A 26,595-nucleotide genomic window follows, 5' to 3' on the forward strand; every position below is an offset into this window, starting at 1 on the left:
CTATTGAGTGATATAGGGTTTGATCTTTTTGGCTGCTTGTTTGACCGCTTGATCAGCGGGCATGCTTCCGGTTAAAACCTCCTGCATCATTTTTTGAATTTCTTCAGAAATGGAAGGATAATATGCCCCGTAAGCTCTGGCTTTGGCAAACTCCATACTGTTGGCAAAGGTTTTTAGTCTGGGATCCTTTTGCCAATAGTCATCCTGGATGTAATCCTTTCGCGGGGGCAAATTCCCTTTTTGAATGAGAATCTTTTTGGCATTTTCTTTCTCCTGCAAAAACATAAGCACATTCCATGCTGCCTCTTTGTGTTTGGATGTACTTGTGATAGCATAATTTTCTCCGCCCAAAATGGTGCTGTTTTCCTTGTATCCTGGAAGCTCCACTACATTCCAATTCAATTTCTTTTCTTTTTCCAAAACAGGAATTTGCCAGGTACCGTTCACCATCATCGCGGTTTTTCCGTTGATGAACTGCAAAGCAACATCCTGCTGGGTTTGTGTTAGAACGCCTTTGGACATAGAGTGACTATCAATCAGTTCCTTCCAGAGGGAAATTGCATCGACTGATCCCTGCGTATTAAAATGAGTCAGGTCAGAACCTGCTTGCCAGACGAATGGCAAAAATTGAAACGTACCTTCCTCCTGACTGATGGCCGATACCGATATGCCATATACATCGTTATGGGTCAATTTCTTAGCTGCGTTTTTAAGCTCGTCCCAGGTTTTTGGAGGCTTTATCCCTGCCTCTTTTAACAGGTCCTCATTATAAAAGAGGGCAAGGTTGTTGCTTCCAAGCGGTATTCCGTAATTTTTCCCTTTATAAACGGTAGATGACAGCGGCCCTTCAAAGTAATTCTTTTCCTGTCCCCATACTTTCACTTTCTTCGTAAGATCTGCCAGAATCCCCGCCTCTGCCAGCATCTGATGGTCAGGGTTGTCAATGATCAAAATGTCCGGCAATTCCCCTCCGGCTGCTCCCAAGAGTATCTTCTTTTTCAACTCTCCAAACGAAACCTCGATTCGTTCGATATCCACATTTGGATGGGCTTTCTCATATGTTTTAATGGCGTTGTTCATTGCGACAGCGGCTTCACTGCCGTAATAGTCCCACCACGTTAATTTAATCTTTCCATCTTGTTTGCCTTCTGCGCTTTCACACGCGGGTAAAACCAGAATTAAGGCTAATAACATGATAAAAACCGACAGTTTCTTTGCCATTCCATACCCCTCCTTTAGCCTGTAATCAGTTTTGGACCAGGGATAAAGGCAGCTTGACCACCTTGTGAGTAACTGCTGATTCGATGGCGGCGCAGGTGAGCTCATAACTCTTAATATTATCTTCAATAGAAGTGGCAGCCTGATTGCCGTAAATAATCGATTGAACAAAATGATCCAGTGACAACGTACGGTCATCATAAGGCAGGTCGACTAAAGGCACATTTCGTGCTTTATTAGTTGAATCATATAAAGTAACTTTATCCTCTATTAGTTCAATGGCACCTTTTTCTCCGACCAACCGAAACTCTCCATTCCACGGGGTTTCCTTTCCTTTTGTCACCCAGCTTCCCGCATAGTTGACATGAACATCATCCTCAAAGGCAATCGATACATGGGCATTCGGATTCCCCTGAAACCAGCTCCAGGATGGACGGTAGCTTTGTGCGTAAACTTCAATCGGGTTTTTATTCAGCAGGTATCTCATCAGATCGAAATGATGGATCGACATATCCTCCAGGAGGATATGATCATATCGGTCTCTCCAGCCTCCAAAGTGGCTTGCGCGCTGAAAGGAATAATTCATCCATTCCACTTTTCCGATTTCACCCGCATCAAGCAACTGTTTTACCGTTTGGATCGGACGGTTCCACCGGTAATTTTGACTGACCATCAGCTGTTTATGATGGTTCTGTTTAAAATCCAGCAATTCCTTTGCTTCTTCAAGCGTATGTGCAAGTGGCTTTTCCATCATCACGTGAAACCCCTGCTGGATGGCTTTTATCGCCAGCTCTTTATGCGTTTGCGGCGGAGTGACGATCAACACGGCATCCGCCTCGATTTCCCCTAAAGCTTCATCTATAGTTGAGAGCAACATTTCCCCCGGTAAGCCAGTAATCTGTTTTGCTTGCTTCAGGTTTTCCTCCATCATATCTACAACAGCAACAAGCTCAACTTGTTCATACTTCATGGCCACTTCAAGCCATGATTGGCCGAATCCTCCTGAACCAATTTGAATGATACGTATTTTTTCCATATCTCTAGCCTCCTGTTGAATAAATTACCTAGTATTCAGTTTTCTGTTGATGTATTTCCACTCTTCGCATTTATCGTACTGAATGCGCTTTCTTATGGCTATTCACAATCTTATTCATAATTCGCACAATATTACGCAACTCAGACAAAGAAAGCGTTGTCATTCTTCCGTTTACCTGTTATCTTAATAGAAAAATATGAGTGGATTGAGGAGGAATGGTATGACCAGAAGTGATTTAAAGGAAGCAACATATATTCCGGATAAGACATTTCCTATTAATATTTTCTTCATCAATAAGTTTCCTCTTCACTGGCACAATCATATGGAATGGATTTTTATTAAAGAAGGAAAAGTAAAGGTGCAAATAGATGATACATTCGTCCATCTCGAAAAAGGAGAACTTGCCTTTGTGAACCCGAAACAGCTGCATGCCGCAGAGGGGCTGACTGACCATGCTGAAATTGCAGCTATTGTGTTTAATGATGCCCTGCTTCGGAACACGGGCCTCGATTGTACCGAACGCCTTTATCTTTATCCCTATTTCAACAATGAATTAAAGCTTCAAAACTTTTTAAGAAAAGAAGAAGTGTACACGAATGAACTCAGCCGTTCCATTTCTTGCTTGATCACCGAATTTGAAAAGAGCGAGGTCGGTTATGAACTTTTAGTTAAGGCAGAGCTGTTCCGGATTTTCGGTCTTATTTTCCGCTATTATCATCAGCTGAAAGAACAGTCTCCTGCTTTTTCCAAAAAGTCTTATCATCTCACCGGCCTGTTAAAATTCCTGAGAGAACACTATAACCAGGAAATCAGCATTGAAGAAGCTGCGAGGATGGTTAACTTAAGCCCCAATCACTTTTGCAAAGTCTTTAAGAAAATAACGGGAAAAACATTAATTGAATATCTTCATTTGCTTCGAATCAACGAAGCAGAAAAAATGCTGGTGGACACTGACGCTTCGATCACAGAAATTGCAGGGAATGTCGGATTCAGCAGTATTACCTATTTCGGAAGAGTGTTTAAAAAAATTAAAAATGTGCCTCCTTCTGTTATCCGAAAAAAATAAAAGCCAAACAGCAATGGATCACTGTTTGGCTTTTCTGTTGGCTTGATCATAATTCAAATAATTGCATTCCTCTACAGGCAGCACGGCGTTACCTTGATCATCGGTGCACCAGGACTGTGATTGAAAAGCAAGGAACGTTCCTACCCACGAATTCGATTCTTCAAAATAAAGCAGCAAACCGCCATCCTGCCAAGTTCCATTATCTCGTTTCCACTGTCCCACGTTTCCCTGGTTCATATGGATATCATGAATTCCATTCCCAGGGGTAAATCCAAAATACTGATCCGGTTTGTTATTCTCGGGTCCCCAGCGCTGGCCGAAGGCATAAAGAACTGCCTTTTCCTGTTGTGCTTTTTCAATGTAAAAACTTAACTTTTCATTCAGGTCATTATCCGGTCCTTCAACGTCAGCAGGCAACGGAACCATCTTTTTGGGATCAAATAAATTTCCTCGGATAAAATCAAGCGCGATATCCGGATGGTTATTTTTTATATCCATAAATCCAGCTGGTAAGTTCGGCAATGCGGCTAAATCTTCGGATCGAAACTGGTCACTGACAAAATACAATACTTCTGAAGGGTAGGATTGTGACTTAATGTTAACCGCCACACGGTATTTCGTTTGTTCTTCCCCCTCAACAAGGATCTGGTAATGAGGACTGGCATCACTGCCATGCTTGGAATCTAGTACTTTCCCTTTTAACACTCCGTAGTTGTTCAATGACATGTACTTCCCCTCCTTGAACCCATATAATTCGTTGCACGATCTCTAAATCCTTTTTATAAACCAAACAGGAACATTTGTTCTTATTGTAAACCAGGAAAGTTACCGCCGCAAGTGCCCATTGTAGGAATCATAGTAAGTAATCTGTGAATTTCTTCCTACTTATTCCTCCTTAAAAATAAATCTAAAGCAATGGGTTATTTCTCTAGGAATCTTCTATAATTATACTGTTATTACCAATTAATAGAAAATAAGGAAAAGAGGTTTTGTCATGGTATCAAAGAAAAAAGCAGGCTCATTGCTGCTTGCTGCTTTTCTTGGCGGCAACTTACTCCTATCCACCCAAGCTGTCAATGCTCAATCATCCCCTCATCAAGCAAAAACCTATCCTAAGCAAGAACTTCGTGCAGCCTGGATTGCCAGTGTAACCAACATCGATTGGCCTTCCAAGCCCGGGCTGTCCATCTCACAGCAAAAAGAAGAGTTCAACCGGTACCTGGATGAGCAAAAAGCAATGAACATGAATGCGGTTGTCATGCAAATTAAACCGACTGCGGATGCTTTTTATCCTTCCCAATATGGTCTCTGGTCGAAATATCTGACAGGTGTCCAGGGCAAAGATCCTGGCTATGATCCCCTCTCTTTTATGGTAGAAGAAGCTCACAAGCGTAATATGGAATTTCATGCCTGGTTTAATCCGTACCGCATTACCATGCCATTAGGCAAAACGGCCGATCTGTCAGATCTTGATAAACTGCCAGCCGATCATCCTGCAAGGCTGCATCCCGACTGGGTCGTTCCGTATGGCCAGCAGCTGTATTTTAATCCCGGGATTCCGGCTGCACAGAAGTTTATCATTGACGGTATTATAGAAGTGGTAAAAAACTATGACATTGATGCGGTTCATATGGATGACTATTTTTATCCTTATAAAATCGCCGGAGTTCCATTTCCGGATCAAGCCACTTTCGAAACATACGGAAGATCACGTTTCTCGAACATTGAAGATTGGCGGCGCGACAATGTAAACCAGCTGGTAAAGCACTTGAATGAAGCGATTAAATCGGAAAAATCCTATGTGAAATTTGGCATCAGCCCGTTTGGTGTTTGGCGCAACAAAGCTGTTGATCCTACAGGCTCTGATACAGCAGCCGGCCAAACGAATTACGATGATTTATACGCAGACACAAGAACCTGGATCAACAATGGGTATATTGATTATATTGCTCCGCAAATTTATTGGAACATTGGCCTGCCTGTTGCGGATTATGCCAAGCTTCTCGATTGGTGGGCAAAAGAAGTTAAGGACAAACCGGTCCAGCTGTATGTGGGACAAGCTGATTACAAAATCAATACGATAACGAACGGTGTATCCAACTGGCTGAATCCTGAAGAGATGCCCCATCAGTTGCAACTAAACCGTACGTATGATGAATTCAAAGGAAGCATGCATTTCAGTGCTAAGGATTTACGCAAAAACCCACTGGGCATTGCGGACCGCTTAAAAAATGATATATACAAATATCCTTCACTCATTCCTTCCATGCCATGGATTGATGATCAAGCTCCAAAGTCACCAAAGATACGCGGAATAAGTTATAGAAATGATACGGTCTCCTTTGTGATTGAAAAGCACAATAAACACAGTGATGCCACTGCCTATGCCGTTTATCGGTTTGAAGGAAAGAAAAAAGGCAGTATTGATGATGCGTCCCACATGCTTACGACTGTTTACAGTCCTAAACAAAAGTACTTGTTCACTGATCAAACAGCTGAAGCCGGAAAGACATATACCTATGTGGTAACCGCACTCGATCGAATCCACAATGAAAGTAAACCTTCCAAAAGTTTTAAAATAAAAACAAATTAAAAAAATAATTTTCAAGGTAAAAAGATACCACTTGTGCTAGAGTGGTATCTTTGATTTCTTTAGTTAATTTTATATTAAAAAATTTAATATTAAAATACGGTACGTGAAATTATTTCATTCGTTAAAAAAGGGAGTTCTCACTTATGAAAAGGCTCTCTTTTTTCACTATGTTATTTATCTTCTACCATAATGTAAGCCGCTTTAACCGGCCCATGCCCGCCGACAACGAGGTTCATTTCAATATCGGCGGAATTGCTCGGCCCGGTGATGTAGTTTATGCATGAAGGTATTATTTCACCCTTTCGTACTTTTTCCTGGATCGCTTGCGCCGCCTGGGTTATCCTCGGATCGAAACGCATTCATCAGATGATCTTATGAATAAAACCTGCAACGAGAGAGACGCTGCAGGTTTTATATTTTATATTATTGCTTCAGAAAATTCATTGCCGATAAAGTATAAAGCTGTACGGTTTCTATAAGTTGATCAATTTCAACATATTCATCGGCATGGTGAGGTATGTGCCGGTCACCCGCTCCTGTTGTAATAATCGGTACACCTGCCAGATGCAGAAACGTTCCGTCTGTAGCTCCCGGGACACCATTAAAAACGGGTGCCTTACCCGTAACCTGGGTATAAGCTTGGGCAACAGACTGAACAAGATAATGTTCTTTTGGAGTTTCCGTCCATGGCCGGTCTTCAATGACTACCATTGTCGCCTTGAATTCAGGATCCCGGCTCTTTAAGAGGTTAATAATCTCATTTATTTCGTGTGCTAATTGATCATGATTCTGACCGGGAACGGTCCGAATATCCAGGGCGGTCATGCACTGTGAAGGTACCACATTAATCTGCGGATCCCCTTTTACCGGTCCTTGTATAATGGTTGGTGTTATGCTCGGATAGCCAAGAAACGGGTGTTTCCCAAGCCGTTCTTTTTCTCTACGTTCCAGTTCCTCAAGTGCAACAATTAATCGTGCCATTTTAATATTTGGATTGATTCCTGTAAGCGGCATAGCTCCATGCGCCATTTTTCCATATGTGTTTAAGATGATGCGCATGGCACCCTTTTGGGAGATGCAAAGCTGGTTTTCTTCAGGTTCACAAATAATGGCTCCATCCACACCATCCGCCCATCCATTTTTAATAAAATCCTTTATTCCAATCATCATGTCTTCTTCATCACACGGAATGCATAATATGATTTTTCCTTTAATCCTGGATCCTGATTTTTTTATCGTATGTACTGCACAAATGGCAGCAGCGAGATTACCTTTTGTATCACATGAACCCCTTCCATAGATTCTTCCATCCACGATTTCGGCTCCAAACGGATCATATTTCCAGGTTTCATGATCTCCTTCAGTAACCACGTCCGTATGTCCCTCAAATAGAAGCGTTCTTCCAGGTATGCCAGAATCATAGATGGCGATCACATTAGGACGTCCGGGCACTACCTCCTCATAAAATACCTCCAGACCCATGTCACGTAAATAGTCTACAAGATATTTAGCGACCTTTTCTTCGTTTCCTCCGGCTGCAGGCCTGTATACACTGGGAATTTGTATGAGCTGCTGTGTCAATTGTACGGCTTCGCTTTTGTCAACAAACTGAAGTACAGTTTCAATTGTTCGGGTATTCATTCAATCAGTTCTCCTTTCTTATTTGTTATGCAAATCCCTATAAGCCGGAAAACCGTCAATTCCTTTTGCATGCTTAATGGCAGAGACGACAGCTTCTGCCATTACCTCAGCGGCAAAGGTTCCTACAAGATCAACGGAGGCCTCTACTTCCTGGGTGGCTGCTGCAAAGATTGTATCTCCATCCATCATGGTATGCACCGGAAAAATGGTTCTGGCAAGACCGTTGTGAGCCATGGATGCAACTTTGGCTGCCTGGCTTTTTGTTAACTTGGCATTGCAGGCAACAACGCCAATCGTGGTGTTCGTTCCGGGAAGAAGGGGGATGGATGCTTGATCCACCATCAAATCCAAACTGCTCACAATTTTTCCGTGATCATCTCTGGCACCTGCCATTACGTTTCCATCAAGATCTCTGATTTCTCCTACTGCATTTACGGCAACGATGGCACCAATGACTAATTCACCCGGAAGAAAGCGTGAAGAGGATCCGATTCCACCCTTCATGGCCCGATGAAGGCCGGCAACTTTTCCCACCGTTGCACCGCAGCCTGCACCCGCGTTTCCCCAGGACAGATCTCCCCGTTTTGCAAGGGAAGCCGCTTCATATCCCATTTTCCCGTCCGGCCGTACAGATGCATCTCCAACAGGTAAATCAAACAGCACTGCGGCAGGAACAATAGGTACAACCCCAGCCCCAACGTTCAGTCCGATTCCCTTCTCCTCCAAATATTTCATGATACCGCCTGCCGCGTCCAACCCGTAGGCACTACCTCCGGCTAAACATATGCCGTGAACACGATCCACCAGGTTCACAGGATTCAAAAGATCCGTTTCTCTTGTTCCTGGAGCGGATCCGCGAACATCGACACCGCAAACTGTATCCTGCTCAAACAAAATGGCCGTACAGCCTGTATAAGCCTCACGATCTTCACTATGCCCCACCGCAACTCCAGGAACATCAGTGATATCTTGATAGTTTTTTTCCACTACAGCTCTCCTGATATTTTGGATTTCTTATTCGCCCCGTGATCAAGTTTCTTCCAGGCCACCACGATGGCAAGAGTAATTATTACTGACACAATGGCTTCCGGAATACCATTTGTCAGGGCAATGGTAACTGCCACACCAGGAGCAATATACCCCCGGATTACGGCCATAAGCAAAACAAGAAGGGTATTTGTGATAGCCCCGATAAAGCCAGCCACGCCTATCGCTGTGATTTCATTTATTCCTTTTAACGACCGGTAAGCAAGATAAGCTGTAACTCCAATGAATAGTCGGGGCACAATCGCAACCAGAGGATCCTTAAATAATGGAATGGTGGCATCCAGGAACGAGGAAACACCGAATATAAGACCGATGATAAGACCTACAAACGGCCCCTGCATGACGCCTCCAATGATTGCCGGGACATGCATGATTGTGGCATTGCCTGCAGCAGTCGGCACGGGAATAAAACCTAAGCGAGTAACACCAAGCAAAATCGCGATTGCTCCCAATACACCCGCCGTAACAATTTTTCGTGTCGTCAGACCTTTCTCCATTTCAATACCCTCCTTATTTTATTCCGTTTAATATGGAAACGGAAAAGTAAGCAGCACGATAGCAAACACGATACAAAACAATAAAGCGGCATAGTCAGTTCGGGAAGCTTTATACTTTTTGGATACTGACCTTTCACTTCCGGGAACATAACATCTGGATTCCATAGCCAGCACGAGATCTTCAGCCCGTGACATGGCCACATTAAACAAAGGGATAATAATAGGGAAAACGTCTTTTGTACGCTGAACGATACGCCACCAAGCCCCCGTCCCAAATTCTGCACCTCTTGACGCCTGAGCTTTCATCATCTTTTCCATTTCCAAGGCAAAAGTAGGAACAAAGCGGAGCGCAATCGTGATAATCAGGGCAAATTCATGCACCGGAAATTTTACTGTTCGCAGCGGACGAAGGAGACTCTCTATTCCATACGTGATTTGTGTAGTAGACGTGCTCAGCGTCAAAACACTGCTTAAAAAAATAATTTCGACAAACCGAAGGGCCGACACGATCACAAGCCGGATGCTGTCGGTCGTAATATAAATAAACCCGTAATTCATAAGTACTTTCCCTCCGGAAGCCACTTCACTGTAAAATAAAAGTTGCAGAAGAGCGAGAATCAAAATAAATGGAATCGCTGGCTTTACACCGGATAAACCATAGGAAATAGGAATTCTTGATACATAAAATAACAGGCATGCAAACATCAGCGCCAGGAGGTTTCCGGCATAGGTATCACAGATCGCCATGGAGATGACAAGGAGAGTAAACGCTGCTAATTTGATGCGCGGATCCATACGATGAATGACGGATCCCGTAGGTACGTATTGACCAATTGTAATATTTCGGGTCAGTTCGAATTCAAAACCGGCGATTTTCCTCATCTCCTCTCTTGTTGTAGAACAGCCACGATCTCATTGGCTGCTTCTTCCAGCTGATACGCATTTTGCCGGACAGCGAATCCCCTTGCTTTCAATTCAGCCAGAATCTCAACTGTATCAGGTGTACCGATATGATGCTCCCTGAGCTTATCAGCTTCTCCGAAAATCTCCTCCGGTGTACCGTCAACAAGATTCATTCCATCAGCAAGCACATAAATCCGGTCGGCCAAGTAAGCTACTTCCTCCATATTGTGGGAGACAAAAATGATGGTCATGTTCTCCTGCTCGTTTAGCTTCTTCAGCCTTTCCAACAGCTCATTGCGTGAGCGGGGATCAAGTCCGGCAGTAGGCTCGTCCAGCACAAGAATATCCGGCCGCAACGAAAGAACTCCAGCAAGCGCCACTTTTCGTTTTTGTCCGCCGCTTAATGCATAAGTGGCCCGGTCTTTCATTTCATCAAACGAAAGGCCAACCAATTCCATAGCCCACTTTACACGATCTCTTACTTCCTTGATCGGAAGCCCCATTTTAAATGGTCCATAAGCAATATCGTCCCCAATGATCTTTTCGAAGATTTGGTCTTCCGGATTTTGAAAAACCAATCCTACTTTTCTTCTCAGCATCCTTATATCAAGCTTTGGATCAGCGAGATTCCTTCCATCCACAACCACATCTCCTGCCTGTGGTTTCATCAGCCCGTTAAAATGCTGAATCAACGTCGATTTTCCCGAACCTGTGTGACCGATGACGGCGATACATTCACCTTTATTTATTTTTAGACTCACTCCTGCCAATGCGTGATGCTCGAGTGGGGTACCTTTCATATAGATGTGTTGAAGGTGCTTTACTTCTAAAATGGGCTGCTCTGTCAACTAACCGGCACCTCCCTTTGTGATAGTCGGACGACTTCCTTAATGATCTCATCGGTATGAAGCAACGTTCCATTGAAAGCATGATGATGGGCTTGGATCCTCCTCGCCATCTGGCTCGCAACTGGAATATCAAGATGAAGTCGTTTCAACTGCTCTTCCTGTTGAAAAATCTCACGGGGAGCACCGTCCATAATGATTCTCCCCTTTTCAATCACAATCACCCGGTTCGCCTGTGCTGCTTCAGACATATGGTGGGTAACCGAAATGATCGCCATGCCCTCATCATTCAGCTTCCTCACTACCTTTAGAATTTCATTTCGTCCGTACGTATCAAGCATGCTTGTTGCTTCATCCAACACTAAACAGGCCGGTTTCATGGCAAGAATACCTGCGATTGCGACACGCTGTTTCTGTCCGCCGGACAAATAATGCGGTGGCCGGTCCCGAAACTCATTCATACCAACTGCGGTTAACGCAAAATCAATACGTTCTTTCATTTCAGAATGAGGGATCTCAAGGTTCTCCAGACCGAAAGCCACATCATCTTCAACAATGGTCGCTACAATCTGATTGTCTGGATGCTGAAACACCATGCCTACTTTCTGACGAATCTCCCGCATACTTGACCGCTCTTTTGTATTCCATCCATTGACAATAACATCACCGGAAACTGGTGTTAAAATGCCGTTCAAGTGTTTGGACAAAGTGGATTTCCCCGAACCATTATGGCCAATGATGACCACATATTCGCCAGGATGCACATCAAACGAAATATCATGAAGCACCGGTATCTTTGTTTGATTAACAGCATACTCAAATGAAAGGTTTTTCACCTGAATCAGCGGCTCCGCCATAGGATCCCCCCTTTTCGGAAGAAAGTTCTGAAGACTCGGACGCTTGTTTTTTGATCGTAATAACAAGTGCAAAACAAATGAGCAGACAGATACTTAAAAAATACAATCCTGATTTTGTACTGCCGGTGCTATCCTTTAAATAACCGATCATGTAAGGACCAACAAAGCCTCCTAAATTCCCAATCGAGTTAATCAACGCAATCCCCACAGCAGCCGAAGCTTCAGTTAAAAAGAGAGCGGGCAGGGACCAAAACGGTCCAAAAAAACTATAAATGCCAATGGTGGCAATGGAAAGCATGATGATGGAGACATAGGGATTGGAGGTTAAACCAGAACCGATTAATCCGAGCGCGCCAATTAATGGCGGTACGGCCGTATGCACCTTTCGTTCTCCTGTGCTGTCGGAACGCCTCGCCCACAGAATCATGCACAAGCCTCCTGCAATATAGGGAACCATGGATATCAGACCGATCTGTGTGTTGGACAGCAAAGATGAAAAGGATTGGATGATGGTAGGAAGCCAGAAGCCGACACCGTATAACCCGACAACCAGCGTGAAGTAAATAAAGGACAGCCTCCAAACTTGAGGGTTGCTGAGCACTTGTTTAGTGGTTAATTGCCCCTCCTTTGACTTTTGCTCATTCTCCCGCTGGATTTCTTGAATGAGCCATTCCTTCTCCTCTTTGTCCAGCCATTTGGCTTCCTGCGGCCGATCAGTCAGGTAAAAGTAGGTTACAACACCAATTAGAATAGCCGGAATCCCTTCCAGAACGAACATCCATCTCCAGCCCGCTAAACCACCCCATTGGATATGATCCATGATCCAGGTAGAAAGCGGAGCTCCAATGATATTAGAAGCTGCAAGTGCTGTCATAAACAGAGCAAATGCCCGTGCCTGTTCTTTTCCTCTGAACCAGTAGGTGATGTACAATATAATGCCAGGGAAAAAACCGGCTTCCGCCACACCAAGCAAAAAGCGCAATATATACAACTGCCCGGCATTTTGAGCAAATGCGGTAATGATGACAACAACACCCCAGCTAAGCATAATGCGTGCGATCCATTTTCTCGCTCCCACTTTATGCAGCAAAATGTTGCTTGGAATCTCAAATAAAAAATAACCGAGAAAGAAGATTCCTGAGATCAATCCAAAAGTGGAACTGGCAAGCGCCAGATCTTCATTCATGTCCAGCGCTGCATATCCAAGGTTCACCCGGTCAAGAAAAGCGATAATATAGAGCAGAAAAATAAATGGAATAACCCTCCAAAACACTTTTTTTGTGGAGCGTTCTTCCAACGAGATGTTCGGCTGATTCATCTTGTTTCCCCCTTTTTATTAGAACGAATTAAACGCCTCTTCCGCCATCAACATTCAACACTTCACCGGTCACAGCTTTGGCTAGATCAGAAGACAGGTATAATGCCGCCTGTGCGATGTCGTGCGGCTGGATCAGCCTGCCCAGGGGAACACTGTCCAAAAAGATTTTTTTCTTGTCTTCTTCTACTTTCTGTGCGTCACCTGGTAAAAACCGGCCAAGCATAGGAGTTTCTGCAGGTCCTGGATTGATTGCATTCACGCGTATGCCATAAGGAGCCAGTTCCAGGGCAAGTGCTTTGGTCAGCATGAGGGCTGCCCCTTTTGACGCACAATAGGCATTTAAACCCGGTCTGGCCCGTTCGCCGGCAATAGACGCGATGTTAATGATGACCCCACTTTCCTTTTGCTTCATTAACGGAACAAGATGACGCGTGGTAAGAAAAATAGATTTTGAATTTACGGCCATAATTTTGTCCCATTCTTCCAACTGAAGTTCTTCGATCGGCGTAAAGAATTGAGGAACACCGGCACAGTTGATGAGGATATGAGCGTCCCCAAACGCTTCTGTCGTCTGCCGAACCATGTCCTGAACACTGTCATCCTGTGCGACATTCGTCGGTACGACCAGCACACGTTTCTTTAGTTCCATTTCACTGGCTGTCCTTCTGGCTGCCTCTTCGTTCAAGTCCGCCAGTACAACGTTGGCGCCCTGGCTGCCAAATACTTTGGCGATTTCCTTTCCCATACCAGACCCAGCTCCTGTAACAACCGCCGTTTTCCCTTCCAACAGATTCACATTCATAGGTTCATCACCACCATTCGTTCGTCTGTTAATTCCTGAATGGCATAATGCGGCCCTTCTTTGCCTATTCCGCTATTTTTTATTCCTCCGTAGGGCATGACATCATTGCGGTAAGTTGAAACATCATTTATAACCACGCCACCATATTGAAGAACTTTTGCAGCCCGCATGGCCAGTTGAAGATCTTTCGTAAAAATCCCGGCCTGCAGCCCGTAATCGGATGTATTCGCTGCTTCAAACGCCTCTTGCACCTCGTCATATGGAACAATACAGACGACTGGGGCAAACACCTCCTGGCATATCACTTTCATGTCAGGTTTTGTGTCGACCAGTACTGCAGGATAAAAGAGTGCTCCTTCCCTTTTAATTTCAACGAGAGGGCGTGCTCCCTGGCTGACAGCTTCCCTAACCCATTCTTCTGTACGGATGGCTTCCTTCTCACTGATCATCGGTCCAACATCGGTTTCCTCTTTCTCAGGATCTCCTATGTTCAACTGTTTAACATGTTCCACATATTTTTGTGTGAATTCTTCGAACACCTCTTTTTGGACGTAAAGGCGCTGCACCGCAATACAAGCTTGTCCAGCGTTATGGAAGCTTCGGCTAGCCGTAAGCTGGGCAGCGAGATCCAAATCTGCATCCTTATGGACAATGTTTGGTGAGTTGTTTCCGAGCTCGAGCGCCACAGGGCGCAGTCCGCTTTTTTCCTTGATATGTTTTCCAACTTCCCCAGAACCAGTAAACGTGTACATAGCGATTCGTTCCTCCGCAAGCAGCCACTCTCCTACTTCACTTCCTGCACCGGTAATAATATTGACATAACCTTTTGGAAGTCCGGCCTCTTCCAGCAAATCAACGAGCATGAAAGTCGCAAGCGGGGTAGATGTTGCGGGCTTGATAACAATCGTATTGCCTGCAGCTATCGCAGGGGCCACTTTATGTACGCCAAGCAAGAGTGGATAGTTAAATGGTGTGATGACGCCAATTACTCCTTTTGGAACCCGAATCGTAAAGCCAATACGGTTTTCCGAACCTTCTGTTGCCTGAAGTGGAACCATCTCACCCGCAATCCGCTTCGCCTCTTCTGCAGAAAGTCGAAGTGTATTGATGGTGCGATCCAATTCCCCTTTGGCATCCTTTCTTGTTTTTCCCACTTCCTTAACCAATGAACATTCAAATTCATCTCTGCGCCCCTCCATGAGTTCAGCGCATTTTAAAAGAATGGAATATCTCTGTACCGGAGTCAGGGAATCTTTGTTAAAATTCCTCTCGGCAGCATCTACTGCCTGGATAATATGTTGACGGCCAGCTTTTGAAATGGACGCAATAACTTCACCTGTATATTTGTGATAGACTGGAATACTCTCTTCAGTTTTGATGTATTCACCATCAATGTACAACGGCAATTCCTTATTTTGTTCGACTAATGATAAGCTTCCCACTCATTCATCCTCCTTTAGTTATGCTGCACGCTTACTTCTTGCATTTTCTTATGAATCGCATGACCAAGCTCAAAGGTTTTATTTTTTCCTCCTAAATCGGGCGTCCTGATGGTACCTTCAATTAAGACCTCCTCAATGGACGAAACAACCAAATGGTTCATCTCTTCAAAACCCAAGTGCTCCATCATTAGGCCAATGCTCCAAATTTGGGCGATTGGATTGGCGATTCCTTTTCCAGCGATATCAGGTGCCGATCCGTGTATCGGCTCGAACATGGACGGGAAGGCTTTTTCCGGATTGATATTCCCAGAAGGAGCCATGCCCAGGCCTCCGACAATAGCCGCTCCCAAATCCGTGAGAATATCTCCAAATAAGTTACTTCCAACCACCACATCCAGCTGCTCGGGTCTGGTAATGAAATAAGCTGCAAGGGCATCAATATGATAAATATCGGTTTGAACCGATGGATGCTGCCTGCTGGTCTCCTTCACAATTTCATCCCAAAATGGCATGGAATGATTAATTCCGTTCGACTTAGTGGCTGCTGTCAGCCGCTTGGCTTTCCTTTTTTCAGCCAATTGAAAGGCATAGTTGATAACCCGCTCTGTTCCGTAACGAGTAAATACGTTGTTCTGTACCGCCATTTCATAAGGGGTATTTTCGTGCAGCCGGCCACCCATATTGGAATACTCACCCTCTGTGTTTTCCCGTACGACTATAAAATCCAAATCACTGTGGTTCTTGTACCGCAAAGGACTTTCCAATCCCTTCAAAAGCTTGATGGGCCGCAAATTAATATACTGCTGAAAGGTTCGGCGAATCGGCAGAATCAATTCCCATACCGACACATGGTCTGGCACCTCTGGCGTTCCAATGGCACCTAAAAGAATAACGTCATAATCCCTTAACGCATCCAGTCCATTTTCCGGCATCATTCTGCGGTGCTTGAGGTAGTAATGACAATTCCAGTCGAACAGATCAATAGAGAACCGGACTCCCCCATGTATTTCCTCAATCTTTTTTAAAGTTTTGATTCCTTCTTTCATGACTTCCGGACCAATTCCATCTCCCGGAATAGCTGCGATGGAAAAATGCTGCAAAAAATCACCTCTTTTAAAATTTGATGTCAAAAGAGGGTATGCAAGTTCCATGCCAATTCTATTAATTTTGAATATTCTTACTATTTAGTGTGTATTCCTGCTTTGCATCAAATAAAGCAGCTATACATAATGTTTTAAAATGGCACACCTTGTACCAAAATGAATCAAATTAGATCATACTGTTTCATTTTTCGCCATAACGTGGAACGGCCGATTCCCAAAAACCTTGCCGCTTCGGTCTTATTTTCATATTTCCTAAGAGCATCTTGAATCAACTCTCGTTCATTTTCTTTCAGACTCTCTCTCTTTTCTTCGCAGTCTTTTCTCTCAGAACTCAGCTTTGGATAAAAGAGTTTTGCCTTTTGTGCATTCAATGATATACCTGGATCAAGGAGGATTAACCGTTCAATCACATTTCTCAGCTCTCGAATGTTTCCTGGCCAGTCATACTGTTTCAAAAGGGGCAAAAAGCCCGAATCAACGCCAATGATCTTCCGGCTATGCTGTTCATTAAACTGTTCCATAAAGTGATTTACAAGAAGAGGAATATCGTCCCTCCGGTATCGAAGAGGAGGAAGGTCAAGAGAGAGTACATTTAAACGATAAAAGAGATCAGTACGAAATTTTTTGCTGCGAAGTGCTTCTTCCATTTCAGTATTGGTTGCCGCAATAATTCTTACGTTAACAGGGATGGCACGCTGTCCTCCGACTCTCCGTATCGTTTTTTCCTGAAGGACGCGGAGCAAATGAGCTTGAATCTGCAACGGCATCTCTCCTACTTCATCCAAGAACAGTGTCCCGCCATGCGCCAATTCAAACAGCCCTGGCTTTCCTCCTTTTCTCGCCCCCGTAAAACTTCCCTCTTCATAGCCAAACAGTTCACTCTCCAGAAGGTGCTCCGGAATAGCGGCACAATTCATCGCAACAAAAGGACCTATTGCCCGCCTGCTCTGCAGGTGGATTCCTTGTGCGAACAATTCCTTTCCAGTTCCAGATTCTCCTGTGATCAGCACGGTTGCATCTGTCTTGGCGAAAATTTCGGCTTGCTGTTTGGCATTCAAAATTGTTTTTGTTTCTCCGATGATGTCACGCAGTGTGTATTTCGCTTCAAGACCATTTTCATGCAGTCTTTTCCTTAGCTTCATCTCCATTTTTTGAAGGTCGGTGATTTCCTTAATATTTGAAACCGCACCAACGACCGTATTGTCCAGCAAAACAGGATACCGGTTAATAAGGTACTGCTTATCATGAATGGTGGCGATATCTCCTATTTCCTTTTTTCCTGCCTGTAGTACTCTCAACATATCGGAATTGGGAATAAAGTCGGTGATATTCCTCCCAATAACCTCTGCTTCCAGCCCTAGATATTTTTTTGCGTGTTCGTTGGTCAAGGTGATTCTTCCATTCTTGTCGACAGCGATCACCCCATCGTGTGCAGAATGCACAATGGCTTGAACCTGCAGCTTTTCTTTTACAAATTCTTTTGTTACTTCCATTAATTGCAACGCTTGTCGGACCGCTGCCATTAAAGTGCCGGTTGAAGGATTTACAAAGACCACGTTCTCTTTCTTCCATTGCGGGAACGTTGCCTGCTTATGCCAGGCGGGAATAAAAAGGGATACCTCATATTTTGCTGCGTTATTCAATTCGTGCTCACTGCTGAAAACAGGAAAAAAGGGTTCATCCATGAATTGTGATTCCAGTTCCAGCCACTCCTTTTCTTTTGTCGAAACAAAAAGGACGGTATGTTCTTTATGAGCTTGAGTTCTTATCTCTGCTTCAAGAAAATCCTGCCTATGTAATGAAAGGGGTACAATCGGGACATTCAAGGACTGAAGTTCATCGACAAATGGCAATGGGGCAATTAAAACAAAAGGATTCATTGATTGATCAATCAACGCTTTTTTGGAATGAAAGCAAGAGGGACGTATTCCCTGCTGATGAAAAAGCTGAACAAGGCAAGACTCGAGCATTTCGTTACATTTATATAGGGCAATCACTGGTAAACACTCCTTTCTTTATTAGCACTCTATCATTCTTTTATAAAAAAAGAGCCCGTTGTTGGGCCCTCATTCATGTATGTCTATTTACCTCTTTTTTTATACAGCGGGATTATGCTTCGAACCTCTTCATTTCTCAGCCATAATCCTCCCCAGGCTAGTATTCCAACATATACAGGGAAAAGTGTGTAAGAAAACAATGGATTGTCGAGCCGGAGATGAGTGGCGGCAGCGCCTCCAAAATACCCGGTCAGCAGGATCGCACCCAGTACATCTGTTTTTGGATAAAGATAAAGCAGAACCGAAATAAGGCCAAGAAGTCCAATGGCCACGACATGATGCTCTGCAAATCCCAGTTCGGTGCTTCCATCCACAGCTGCTCGTGCTTTAAACAGTTTGGAAATGCTGTCAAAAAGCAGGAAAAGAACAACCAGCCCGCTTATGATCCGCCCTGTCCACGTGCTTCCTTTCGAACCAACCGCCATATTATGTCCCCCTTTAACACCCCTTTTCCCATCACTTTATTCACTCGCAGCCTGTCTAAAAACCTTATAGTCCATATTTATGAATTTTTTTGTAGAAGGTACTTCTCGGAATTTCACAAAGTTTGGCAGCGAGCGTTACATTTCCCTTTGTTTTCTTCAATGCGTCCATGATAACGTCCCGTTCCACTTGATCGCGGAATGTTAGGGCCTTTTTTTCCTCAGAAGGTAAACAGGTCGTAACCTCTTGCTCCAACGGCCGTAACAAAAGATTTAATTGCCCGGTGTTCATCTCAGCTTCAGGCAAAACATGTAAACGCTGCATCACATTAAACAACTCTCTGATGTTTCCTGGCCAGTCATAGGCCATCAGAGTATCCATCACATGATCCGGCAGGTTTATAACCAATCCCTGCTTTTCACAATAATACCGTATGAGATGTGGAATATCTTCCTTTCTTTCACGAAGTGCCGGAACAGCCAGCGGATATACGTGCAGACGATAAAACAAATCTTTCCGGAACAATCCTTGTTGAACGAGCTGTCCCAAATCCTGATGGGTGGCACAAATCACCCTGAAGTCCGCCGGAATTTCCTTTGTGCCGCCAACAGGCGTGACTTTTTTCTCCTGCAGCACTCTTAAAAGGGCGACCTGCATAGCCGGAGGGATCTCGCCTATTTCATCCAGAAAAATGGTTCCGCCATCCGCCTGCCGAAACTTTCCTTCCGCGCCTTGTTTTTTGGCACCGGTAAATGCTCCCGGTTCATAGCCGAACAGCTCGCTCTCAAGCAGTTCAGCTGAAAGAGCTCCACAGTTCACCACGATGAAAGGACCATTTTTTCGTGGGCTGTTATCATGGATCGCCCGTGCTACCAGTTCCTTTCCTGTTCCGGTTTCTCCTGATATATAGACACTCAACGAGCTAGGCGCGACCCTTCTGATTTCTTCGACGGTTTGCAAAAAAGCCGTACTTCTCCCCGTTTCACCAGGAAACACAAAAACAGAACCCGCTGCAGCTTTCGCCCCCTGCCTGGAAGAGTAGTGCTGATCAGGAACAAGGCTCACACAATAACCAAGGATTCTTTTTTGTTCATTATATATGGCCATTTGCTTTTCATTCACCAGACCATAATGGACGGCTTCCGCAATGTTTCGGCCCGCCAAATCCGCGGAGCTTCGGCGGAGCGCTTGTCCCATGGCTAATATTTTTCCGTTTGGGCTGCAGACAACAAGACGGGGATTCATTTCTAAGAGATCCATGCACTGCCGGATGAGTTCGATCTCCCTATGACTGGACTGGATTCTCAGTTCCTGTTCAATCGCCTGGGATACCGAGGCGACAACACCGAGCATATAAGGGTGAGCCGTATTGACAGGACAGGAGACATCCAATACACCGAGGATTCTCCCTTCTGGGTCATGTACGGGCACGGCTGAACAGCTCCATTGATGGGATGCGATGGAGTAGTGTTCTGTACCACTGACCAGCACGGCCTCTTTTGTTTGAAGAGCTGTGCCGATGGCATTGGTGCCAACTTCATCTTCCGTCCACTTTACACCTTCAATAAAGTTGATCTTGGATGCTTCGGTTATAATTTTCCGGTTGCCGTTCAGCGAAAGAACATAGCCTTCTGAATCAATTAAAAGCGCCATCATGCCCAGCTCCTGAAACGCCTCTTTCATCCGTTTCATGTGCGGCTCGGCAGCTTCCAAAAAACTGGAGCTCTGGTTTTTTCTGAGATGCAGCTCCTTCTCAGATAAAATATGGCGCCCCTTGGTCAGATAAGGATCCACCTCCACATCCTTGCAGCGGTGCCACGATTCTTGAATGCGCTTATTTAACCTCGCTGGATCAAGCACTCCTTCCTGTACAAATCGCTTCCATGTGCTCAAATAACAGGTAGACGCAAGCATTTTAACCTCCTCTGTTGCAATAAGAGTCCGGGAATAAAGCTTGTGCATATTTTTGAATTTTCTGTCTGTTTTTCTATTATTATACCGGAGTTTAAAAGCGCTTACAATCCACACAAAAAGAAGGCACAGAACTTCGTGCCTTTTGGGTATGTTTATCATCATTTTTAGGAAAATACAACTCCGCCGTCAATCATGATCGATTGGCCGGTCATGTAGTTGGAATCATTTGAAGCAAGATACGAAACAAATTGCGCCACATCCTCCGGTTCTTCAGGACGGCCAAGGGCAATTCCTTCCGAAAATTGCTTAAAGGCTTCTCCTCTTTTTAAATCCATATATTCAGCCATTTTTTCATCGATGTGTTCCCACATCTGGGTTCCAACAATGCCAGGACAGTAGGCGTTCACTGTAATTCCGAACGGTGCCAGTTCCTGTGCGGCCGCCTGTGTCAGGCCTCTTACCGCAAATTTGGTGGCCGAATACACGCCGAGAAGGTTGAATCCTTTATAGCCGGCAATGCTGCAGGCATTGATAATTTTTCCGTTTTCCTGTTTTTTCATCTGCTCGGCCGCTGCCTGAATGCCATACAATACACCAAAGACGTTCACATTAAAAATGCGCTCCAATTCCTCAGTGGTTACCTCAAGGAGAGGCTTTACCTGGGCAATTCCGGCGTTTGATACCATAACATCCACGCTGCCGAACGCTTCCTGTGTCCTGGAAACAAGGCAGAATACCTCTTCCCTGTTGCTCACATCCGCCTTGACTGCAATACTTTTTTTGCCAAATTGCTGAATTTCCTGAGAAACACTGTCCGCCCTCTCCTGGTTTACATCATTGATGACCACATTAAATCCATCGCTCGCCAGCCTCAAGGCGATCGCCCGTCCGATTCCCTGTCCGGCACCTGTGACAATGGCTGTTCTTGTTTCTTCCATTTACATTCCCCTTCCCTTCAATCAGGCATGAACAGCCTGGCCAATTGTAATGGCGATTGCTTCTGAAATGGCTTCAGACAGCGTCGGATGGGCAGCAATAAAATCCTCCAGAACATCCACGGTTAGTTCACCGTGTATCATAAGTGTTCCCTGGCCAATCAGTTCTGTCGCCCGCGGACCGACAATGGAAAGCCCCAGAACTTCATTGTACTGAGGTTCAATGAGCACTTTGACCTTTCCGGAAGGTTCGTTAAGGATCATCGCCTTGCCGTTGGCTCCAAACGCGAATTCTCCCACTTTCACCTCTGTGTACTGTTCTCTTGCCTGCTTTTCCGTCAAGCCGACACTGGCGATCTCCGGTGATGTATAAATGCACCGCGGGACTGCTTTGTAATCGGCTCGTTTATGTCTTCCACAGGCATTTAAAGCGGCAACCGTTCCTTCGTGAAATGCAACATGTGCAAGCAATATTCCCCCTGTCACATCTCCCGCCGCATAAATATGCGGCACGTTCGTCTGCATAAACTCGTTTACTTGTATTCCGCCTCGATCAGCAGCTACTCCAATTTCGTCAAGCCCCAGATCGGATACTAAGGGGGTTCGTCCTACCGAGACCAACACCTTATCCGCTTTTAATTCAACCGTCCGGCCAGCATCTTCATAAACCGCCGTTCTTCTGTCAGCATCAAGCAATTTTAAAGAAGCGGACGTATGGATGTCTACACCGTCTCTGGCCAGCCGGTCCTGAAGAACAGCTGCCATATCCTCGTCTTCCCCCGGAAGGAGTTGATCTGCCATCTCTATGATCGTTACCTTTGTTCCAAACCGGGTGTAAATACTTGCAAACTCGCAGCCTATTACTCCTCCGCCCACAATTAGAAGAGTTGCAGGGATGGAATCGAGTTCCATCGCTTTCCCGCTGTCAATAACCCATTCTCCGTCAAAAGGCGCAAAAGGGAGCTCTGCAGGCTTTGATCCTGTAGCGATAATGCATGAATGAAAATCTATCACTCTTTCAGAACCGCTCCTCTCACGAACATGCAGGGTATTCTTCGTCAGAAACCCGGCCTTCCCCTGAATGACGGTTATCCGGTTCTTTTTCATCAAATATTGTATGCCGGCAACCAGCTGGTCTCTAATTGAGTTTTTGCGCTGCTGCACGGTTCTCCAGTCAATAACCGGTTCCATAGAGGAGAGTGTGATGCCGAATTCCCCTGCATGCTGAACCTTTTCGAGTACTTCCGCGCTTTCTAGGAGAGCTTTTGTCGGCATACAACCTTTATTTAAACAGGTGCCTCCCAAAGCGGTATGATCAATTAAAATTACCTCTTTTCCCTGTTGTGCCGCAGTAATGGCAGCAACATAGCCGGCAGGGCCGCCCCCGATTACGGCGATTGTTTCCATTTCATCACCTTCTTTCTATACCAGCATTGAAAACGGCTCTTCCAGATACCCTTTAATTTCCTTTAAAAAAACGGCAGCTGGTGCGCCATCCACGAGCCGGTGATCAAAGGTTAGGCTGATCGGCAGAATGCTGCGGCGTTCCAAATTTTCTCTCCGGTACACAGGCTGGTCTTCCGCTGCCCCCACACCAAGGATTCCCGCTTCCGGAGGATTCAGGATCGGAGTAAAATGCTCAACGCCATACGCTCCCAGGTTAGTGATGGTAAAGGTTGAACCTGTCATTTCTTCACTGCCAAGCTGATTCTCTCTTGCCTTTTTCGCCAACTCCCTAATCGAAGCGGACAATTGAGACAAAGAAAGTTTTTCAGCATCATTAATGACCGGTACAACAAGACCTTTTTCCAATGCAACTGCCATCCCCAAATGAACATTGTTTCTTTCATGGATCGAATCATCAATCAAGGCACTATTCATCAACGGGTGCACCTGCAACGCTAAAATTGTGGCACGAGCAATAAAATCCGTTATGGTGAGTTTCTCTCCAAACCTGCGTTTGACAGAAGCTGCACTTTGAGCCTGCAGCGTTTTCAGCTCTGTAATGTCCGCTTTCATGTAAATGGTCAGCTGAGCGCTGTTTTGCAAGCTGCTGTGCATCCGTTCAGCGATCACTTTGCGCATTCCAGTTAGCGGCCGTGATGCCTGATCAGCCTTGGTATTTGTTTCATTTTCTTTCCGTGCAGGAGGTTCCGGCCGGGACTGTTGAGAAACGTTTTCGAGCGCCTTTTGCACATCTTCTTTGGTAATCCTTCCTCCCGGACCCGTTCCGGCCAGCGTCTGGATGTCCAGATTGGCCTCGGCAGCCATTTTTCTGGCAACCGGTGAGATTTTCACTTTCTCACCAGAGATTGTTACATGTGAAGGGGTTTCCTTTACCTGCGGGGATGCGGGAGCTGGAACCTCAGGCTCCGCGACAATACTCGCAGCTGCCTCCTCTTGGGCTCCACTTACAACCTTTTCATCCGGCTGTCCAATGTAGGCGATCGGCGTTCCGGGAGGCACACCCTTCCCCTCATCTACGGCAATTTCCAGAAGAATGCCTTCTGCGGGAGACTCAATCTCCATCTCTATTTTTTCAGAATTAATGCTGGCGATCAGCTCTCCTTTTTGTACCGGATCTCCCACTTTCTTGTTCCAGACAGAGACCGTTCCTTCTTTCATCGCCATTCCGAGTTTTGGCATGACAACATTGATGGCCATCTTCGTTTCTCTCCTTTCCTTTATGATGTTACACGCTAAGCGCGTTTTCTCCCAAGAGCTCGGAAACCACCTGTACGACCTTTTCCGGAGTTGGAAGATAAATGTCTTCCAGCGGTGGAGAAAACGGAACCGGTGTATGCGGAGCGGTAATGCGCTTGATCGGAGCATCCAGTAAATCAAACCCTTTATCGGCAACAAGCGCTGCGATATCTGTCGCCATGCTGCACCGTGGATTCGCTTCGTCAATGACTACCACGCGGTTTGTTTTGGACACCGAAGCCAGAATCGTATCTTCATCAAGAGGAGAAAGGCTCCTTGGATCAACAATTTCAGCCTGGATGCCTTTTTCCGCCAACTGATCAGCAGCGGTCAGGGCAACCTGGACCATTTTTCCGATCGCAACAATGGTAATGTCGCTTCCTTCACGTTTGATATCTGCTTCTCCAAATGAAATAGTGTAATAGTCTTCCGGCACTTCGCCTGTCATGTTATACAGAGTCTTGTCTTCAAAAAAGATGACAGGATCATCGTCCTCAATCGCCTTTAACAGCAATCCTTTGGCGTCATAAGGAGTGGATGGAACCACCACTTTAATACCAGGAATGGCCGTAAAGAGGGCATACAGGCTTTGGGAATGCTGGGCCGCTGCTCGAAAGCCGGCGCCATGTGTGGTCCGGATGGTGATCGGAACTTTTGCTTTACCGCCGAACATGTAGCGGAATTTTGCCCCCTGGTTGAGTACCTGATCGAGGCAGGACCCGATGAAATCATTAAACATCAGCTCGGCTATCGGCCGAAGCCCTGTGGAAGCCGCTGCCATTGCAGCTCCGACATATCCCGCTTCGGTAATGGGAGTATCCAGCACGCGTTCCCGTCCGAATTCCTGAACAAGGCCCTTCGTTACACCAAGCACTCCGCCCCAGGCTTCATCATCCTGAAGGTGGTCAACCTGCGCACCTCCTGCCACATCTTCACCAAGCAGCAGTACATTTTCATCTTTTCTCATCGCAAGCTTCATTGCTTCATTGATGGCATCAGCCATACTGATTGTTCTTCCCATTGTCCCTTCCTCCTTTTTCGATTAATAGCTTACGTATACATCGTTCAATAAATCGGATGGTTCAGGATACTCGCTGTCTTCACTAAATTTGACCGCTTCTTCGATCGCCAGATCAACAGCGTTTTCAATTTCGACCAGTTCATTTTCAGCAAACATCTGTTTTTCCAACAAATATTTTCTGAAATTGATAATGGCATCCTTTGTTTCCTTATGTTCCTGTTTATCTTCTTCCACCTTATATTTCTGTGCATCCCCTTCAAAATGTCCGTAATTACGGTACGTGACACACTCAATTAATGTTGGTCCTTCACCTCTTCGTGCACGTTCAACCGCTTCTTCAGCCGCCTTGTAAACGGCAAGGATATCTTTCCCATCAACCGTGATTCCAGGAATATTGTAGCCGTGAGCCCGGTCAGCAATGGTTTTACAGCTTGAAGCATAAGAGAACGGTGTAGCTTCTCCATAGCCATTGTTCTCCGCCACAAACACAACTGGCAGCTTCCAGATGGCGGCCAGATTGATGCCTTCATGGAAAGTTCCCTGGTTGTTGGCACCGTCACCGAAAAAGCAAACGCTTACATTATTGGTCTTTTTATACTTGGCCGTCAATGCAGCACCACAAGCCAAAGGAAAGCCACCTCCAACGATTCCATTCGCCCCAAGCATGCCCTTGTCAAAGTCAGCGATATGCATGGATCCGCCTTTTCCTTTACAGAGTCCCGTCACTTTTCCATAAATCTCGGCCATCATGCCATTCAGTCCACATTCCTTGGCAATACAGTGGCCATGTCCGCGGTGTGTGCTCGTAATGCTGTCATAATCCGTCAAATGCGAGCAAACACCAACAGCTACCGCTTCCTCTCCGGCATAAAGATGCACGAATCCCGGCAGCTTACCAAGCGAGAACAACTCATGCACCTTGTCCTCAAACTTTCTGATCTCGAGCATTTTTCGGTACATCCACTGCGCCCTGTCATTTGTTAAAGATTCTACGGTCTGACTTTGCGTCGCTTCCATACTTCAGCCTCCCTGTCTTCCTTTTTTAAAAACTTCACTTTACTATGTAGCAAGATCCGTGCCAACTTGAAAAACCCTTTAGGAATAGAGTTTTGTATTATTACGAAAAAAAAAAACGAGACAAAATGAGACGTTGTCTCATTTTGTTTCGTTCTGT

General features: G+C 45.3%; 23 protein-coding genes and 1 pseudogene. 2 read left to right on the forward strand and 22 right to left on the reverse strand.

From position 1 onward, the window contains the following. Both QNH15_RS13575 and QNH15_RS13580 read right to left on the reverse strand, forming a co-directional pair. Window positions 1-1,221, reverse strand: coding sequence for an ABC transporter substrate-binding protein (locus tag QNH15_RS13575; RefSeq protein ID WP_283888917.1), 1,221 nt, complete (start codon window positions 1,219-1,221; stop codon window positions 1-3). Window positions 1,222-1,246: 25 nt separating this feature from the next. Continuing rightward, complete coding sequence (locus tag QNH15_RS13580) at window positions 1,247-2,254, reverse strand: Gfo/Idh/MocA family protein (protein WP_283888919.1); 1,008 nt, start codon at window positions 2,252-2,254, stop codon at window positions 1,247-1,249. 220 nt (window positions 2,255-2,474) lie between these two features. Here QNH15_RS13580 and QNH15_RS13585 point away from each other — a divergent pair, with 220 nt between their 5' ends. Further along, on the forward strand, window positions 2,475-3,320 hold the full coding sequence (locus QNH15_RS13585) for an AraC family transcriptional regulator (protein WP_061970352.1): 846 nt from the start codon (window positions 2,475-2,477) through the stop codon (window positions 3,318-3,320). An 18-nt stretch (window positions 3,321-3,338) separates the two neighbouring features. Here the strand turns inward: QNH15_RS13585 and QNH15_RS13590 are convergent, their stop codons facing one another. Continuing rightward, a complete protein-coding gene (locus tag QNH15_RS13590; protein ID WP_283888924.1) occupies window positions 3,339-4,046 on the reverse strand; it encodes a YukJ family protein in 708 nt (235 codons plus the stop codon). Window positions 4,047-4,314: 268 nt separating this feature from the next. Here QNH15_RS13590 and QNH15_RS13595 point away from each other — a divergent pair, with 268 nt between their 5' ends. Then, complete coding sequence (locus tag QNH15_RS13595; RefSeq protein ID WP_283888925.1) at window positions 4,315-5,913, forward strand: glycoside hydrolase family 10-like protein; 1,599 nt, start codon at window positions 4,315-4,317, stop codon at window positions 5,911-5,913. Between the two features lie 170 nt (window positions 5,914-6,083). On the opposite strand, the pseudogene QNH15_RS13600 reads toward QNH15_RS13595, so the two are convergent. From QNH15_RS13600 to QNH15_RS13690, 19 genes and pseudogenes are all read right to left on the reverse strand, one after another. Further along, window positions 6,084-6,260: pseudogene (locus QNH15_RS13600) on the reverse strand (LUD domain-containing protein); the annotation flags it as partial. 76 nt (window positions 6,261-6,336) lie between these two features. Further along, window positions 6,337-7,554 (reverse strand): M20 family metallopeptidase, encoded by a 1,218-nt coding sequence (locus tag QNH15_RS13605; protein WP_283888927.1) that lies wholly within the window; start codon window positions 7,552-7,554, stop codon window positions 6,337-6,339. Between the two features lie 18 nt (window positions 7,555-7,572). Beyond that, window positions 7,573-8,541 carry a P1 family peptidase gene (locus QNH15_RS13610; RefSeq protein ID WP_283888929.1) on the reverse strand — a complete coding sequence of 323 codons (969 nt, stop codon included), beginning with the start codon at window positions 8,539-8,541 and terminating at the stop codon, window positions 7,573-7,575. Further along, window positions 8,541-9,098, reverse strand: coding sequence for an ECF transporter S component (locus QNH15_RS13615; protein WP_283888931.1), 558 nt, complete (start codon window positions 9,096-9,098; stop codon window positions 8,541-8,543). The genes QNH15_RS13610 and QNH15_RS13615 overlap by 1 nt, the downstream gene beginning before the upstream one ends. 27 nt (window positions 9,099-9,125) lie before the next feature. Beyond that, a complete protein-coding gene (locus QNH15_RS13620) occupies window positions 9,126-9,980 on the reverse strand; it encodes an energy-coupling factor transporter transmembrane component T family protein (RefSeq protein WP_283888932.1) in 855 nt (284 codons plus the stop codon). Further along, entirely contained in the window at window positions 9,977-10,849 is an 873-nt protein-coding gene (locus tag QNH15_RS13625) for an energy-coupling factor transporter ATPase (protein WP_283888933.1), read from the reverse strand. Before QNH15_RS13625 ends, QNH15_RS13620 begins: the two co-directional genes overlap by 4 nt. After that, window positions 10,846-11,703, reverse strand: a complete 858-nt coding sequence (locus QNH15_RS13630) for an energy-coupling factor transporter ATPase (RefSeq protein ID WP_283888935.1) — start codon at window positions 11,701-11,703, stop codon at window positions 10,846-10,848. Before QNH15_RS13630 ends, QNH15_RS13625 begins: the two co-directional genes overlap by 4 nt. Further along, window positions 11,663-13,021 (reverse strand): MFS transporter, encoded by a 1,359-nt coding sequence (locus tag QNH15_RS13635; RefSeq protein WP_283888936.1) that lies wholly within the window; start codon window positions 13,019-13,021, stop codon window positions 11,663-11,665. Before QNH15_RS13635 ends, QNH15_RS13630 begins: the two co-directional genes overlap by 41 nt. A gap of 28 nt (window positions 13,022-13,049) precedes the next feature. Next, window positions 13,050-13,823, reverse strand: coding sequence for an SDR family oxidoreductase (locus tag QNH15_RS13640; protein WP_283888937.1), 774 nt, complete (start codon window positions 13,821-13,823; stop codon window positions 13,050-13,052). Further along, the gene (locus QNH15_RS13645; protein ID WP_283888938.1) at window positions 13,820-15,265 is read right to left on the reverse strand and encodes an aldehyde dehydrogenase family protein; all 1,446 of its coding nucleotides are present in this window, start codon (window positions 15,263-15,265) and stop codon (window positions 13,820-13,822) included. The genes QNH15_RS13640 and QNH15_RS13645 overlap by 4 nt, the downstream gene beginning before the upstream one ends. A gap of 14 nt (window positions 15,266-15,279) precedes the next feature. Continuing rightward, a complete protein-coding gene (locus QNH15_RS13650; protein ID WP_283888940.1) occupies window positions 15,280-16,365 on the reverse strand; it encodes a tartrate dehydrogenase in 1,086 nt (361 codons plus the stop codon). 164 nt (window positions 16,366-16,529) lie between these two features. Next, window positions 16,530-18,365, reverse strand: coding sequence for a sigma-54 interaction domain-containing protein (locus QNH15_RS13655; RefSeq protein WP_283888942.1), 1,836 nt, complete (start codon window positions 18,363-18,365; stop codon window positions 16,530-16,532). Window positions 18,366-18,448: 83 nt separating this feature from the next. Then, on the reverse strand, window positions 18,449-18,850 hold the full coding sequence (locus QNH15_RS13660; protein ID WP_283888944.1) for a DoxX family protein: 402 nt from the start codon (window positions 18,848-18,850) through the stop codon (window positions 18,449-18,451). Between the two features lie 64 nt (window positions 18,851-18,914). Then, a complete protein-coding gene (locus QNH15_RS13665) occupies window positions 18,915-20,762 on the reverse strand; it encodes a sigma-54-dependent Fis family transcriptional regulator (protein ID WP_283888945.1) in 1,848 nt (615 codons plus the stop codon). Window positions 20,763-20,926: 164 nt separating this feature from the next. Then, a complete protein-coding gene (locus QNH15_RS13670; RefSeq protein ID WP_283888946.1) occupies window positions 20,927-21,700 on the reverse strand; it encodes an acetoin reductase in 774 nt (257 codons plus the stop codon). Between the two features lie 21 nt (window positions 21,701-21,721). Continuing rightward, window positions 21,722-23,104, reverse strand: a complete 1,383-nt coding sequence (gene lpdA, locus QNH15_RS13675; RefSeq protein WP_283888947.1) for a dihydrolipoyl dehydrogenase — start codon at window positions 23,102-23,104, stop codon at window positions 21,722-21,724. A 15-nt stretch (window positions 23,105-23,119) separates the two neighbouring features. Beyond that, window positions 23,120-24,361 (reverse strand): dihydrolipoamide acetyltransferase family protein, encoded by a 1,242-nt coding sequence (locus QNH15_RS13680; RefSeq protein ID WP_283888948.1) that lies wholly within the window; start codon window positions 24,359-24,361, stop codon window positions 23,120-23,122. A 28-nt stretch (window positions 24,362-24,389) separates the two neighbouring features. Then, a complete protein-coding gene (locus QNH15_RS13685; protein ID WP_283888950.1) occupies window positions 24,390-25,421 on the reverse strand; it encodes an alpha-ketoacid dehydrogenase subunit beta in 1,032 nt (343 codons plus the stop codon). Between the two features lie 21 nt (window positions 25,422-25,442). Beyond that, window positions 25,443-26,438, reverse strand: coding sequence for a thiamine pyrophosphate-dependent dehydrogenase E1 component subunit alpha (locus QNH15_RS13690; protein WP_283888951.1), 996 nt, complete (start codon window positions 26,436-26,438; stop codon window positions 25,443-25,445). Window positions 26,439-26,595: the final 157 nt, after the last annotated feature.

The sequence above is a fragment of the Fictibacillus enclensis genome (assembly GCF_030123385.1).
Lineage (GTDB): Bacteria > Bacillota > Bacilli > Bacillales > Fictibacillaceae > Fictibacillus_C > Fictibacillus_C enclensis.

Excerpts from the sequence above, each read along its gene's own strand:
- QNH15_RS13575 (WP_283888917.1), bottom strand. The coding sequence starts at position 1,221 with ATGGCAAAGAAACTGTCGGTTTTTATCATGTTATTAGCCTTAATTCTG.
- QNH15_RS13580 (WP_283888919.1), bottom strand. The coding sequence starts at position 2,254 with ATGGAAAAAATACGTATCATTCAAATTGGTTCAGGAGGATTCGGCCAA.
- QNH15_RS13585 (WP_061970352.1), top strand. The coding sequence starts at position 2,475 with ATGACCAGAAGTGATTTAAAGGAAGCAACATATATTCCGGATAAGACA.
- QNH15_RS13590 (WP_283888924.1), bottom strand. The coding sequence starts at position 4,046 with ATGTCATTGAACAACTACGGAGTGTTAAAAGGGAAAGTACTAGATTCC.
- QNH15_RS13595 (WP_283888925.1), top strand. The coding sequence starts at position 4,315 with ATGGTATCAAAGAAAAAAGCAGGCTCATTGCTGCTTGCTGCTTTTCTT.
- QNH15_RS13605 (WP_283888927.1), bottom strand. The coding sequence starts at position 7,554 with ATGAATACCCGAACAATTGAAACTGTACTTCAGTTTGTTGACAAAAGC.
- QNH15_RS13615 (WP_283888931.1), bottom strand. The coding sequence starts at position 9,098 with ATGGAGAAAGGTCTGACGACACGAAAAATTGTTACGGCGGGTGTATTG.
- QNH15_RS13620 (WP_283888932.1), bottom strand. The coding sequence starts at position 9,980 with ATGAGGAAAATCGCCGGTTTTGAATTCGAACTGACCCGAAATATTACA.
- QNH15_RS13630 (WP_283888935.1), bottom strand. The coding sequence starts at position 11,703 with ATGGCGGAGCCGCTGATTCAGGTGAAAAACCTTTCATTTGAGTATGCT.
- QNH15_RS13635 (WP_283888936.1), bottom strand. The coding sequence starts at position 13,021 with ATGAATCAGCCGAACATCTCGTTGGAAGAACGCTCCACAAAAAAAGTG.
- QNH15_RS13640 (WP_283888937.1), bottom strand. The coding sequence starts at position 13,823 with ATGAATGTGAATCTGTTGGAAGGGAAAACGGCGGTTGTTACAGGAGCT.
- QNH15_RS13660 (WP_283888944.1), bottom strand. The coding sequence starts at position 18,850 with ATGGCGGTTGGTTCGAAAGGAAGCACGTGGACAGGGCGGATCATAAGC.
- QNH15_RS13665 (WP_283888945.1), bottom strand. The coding sequence starts at position 20,762 with ATGCTTGCGTCTACCTGTTATTTGAGCACATGGAAGCGATTTGTACAG.
- QNH15_RS13670 (WP_283888946.1), bottom strand. The coding sequence starts at position 21,700 with ATGGAAGAAACAAGAACAGCCATTGTCACAGGTGCCGGACAGGGAATC.
- lpdA (WP_283888947.1), bottom strand. The coding sequence starts at position 23,104 with ATGGAAACAATCGCCGTAATCGGGGGCGGCCCTGCCGGCTATGTTGCT.
- QNH15_RS13680 (WP_283888948.1), bottom strand. The coding sequence starts at position 24,361 with ATGGCCATCAATGTTGTCATGCCAAAACTCGGAATGGCGATGAAAGAA.
- QNH15_RS13685 (WP_283888950.1), bottom strand. The coding sequence starts at position 25,421 with ATGGGAAGAACAATCAGTATGGCTGATGCCATCAATGAAGCAATGAAG.
- QNH15_RS13690 (WP_283888951.1), bottom strand. The coding sequence starts at position 26,438 with ATGGAAGCGACGCAAAGTCAGACCGTAGAATCTTTAACAAATGACAGG.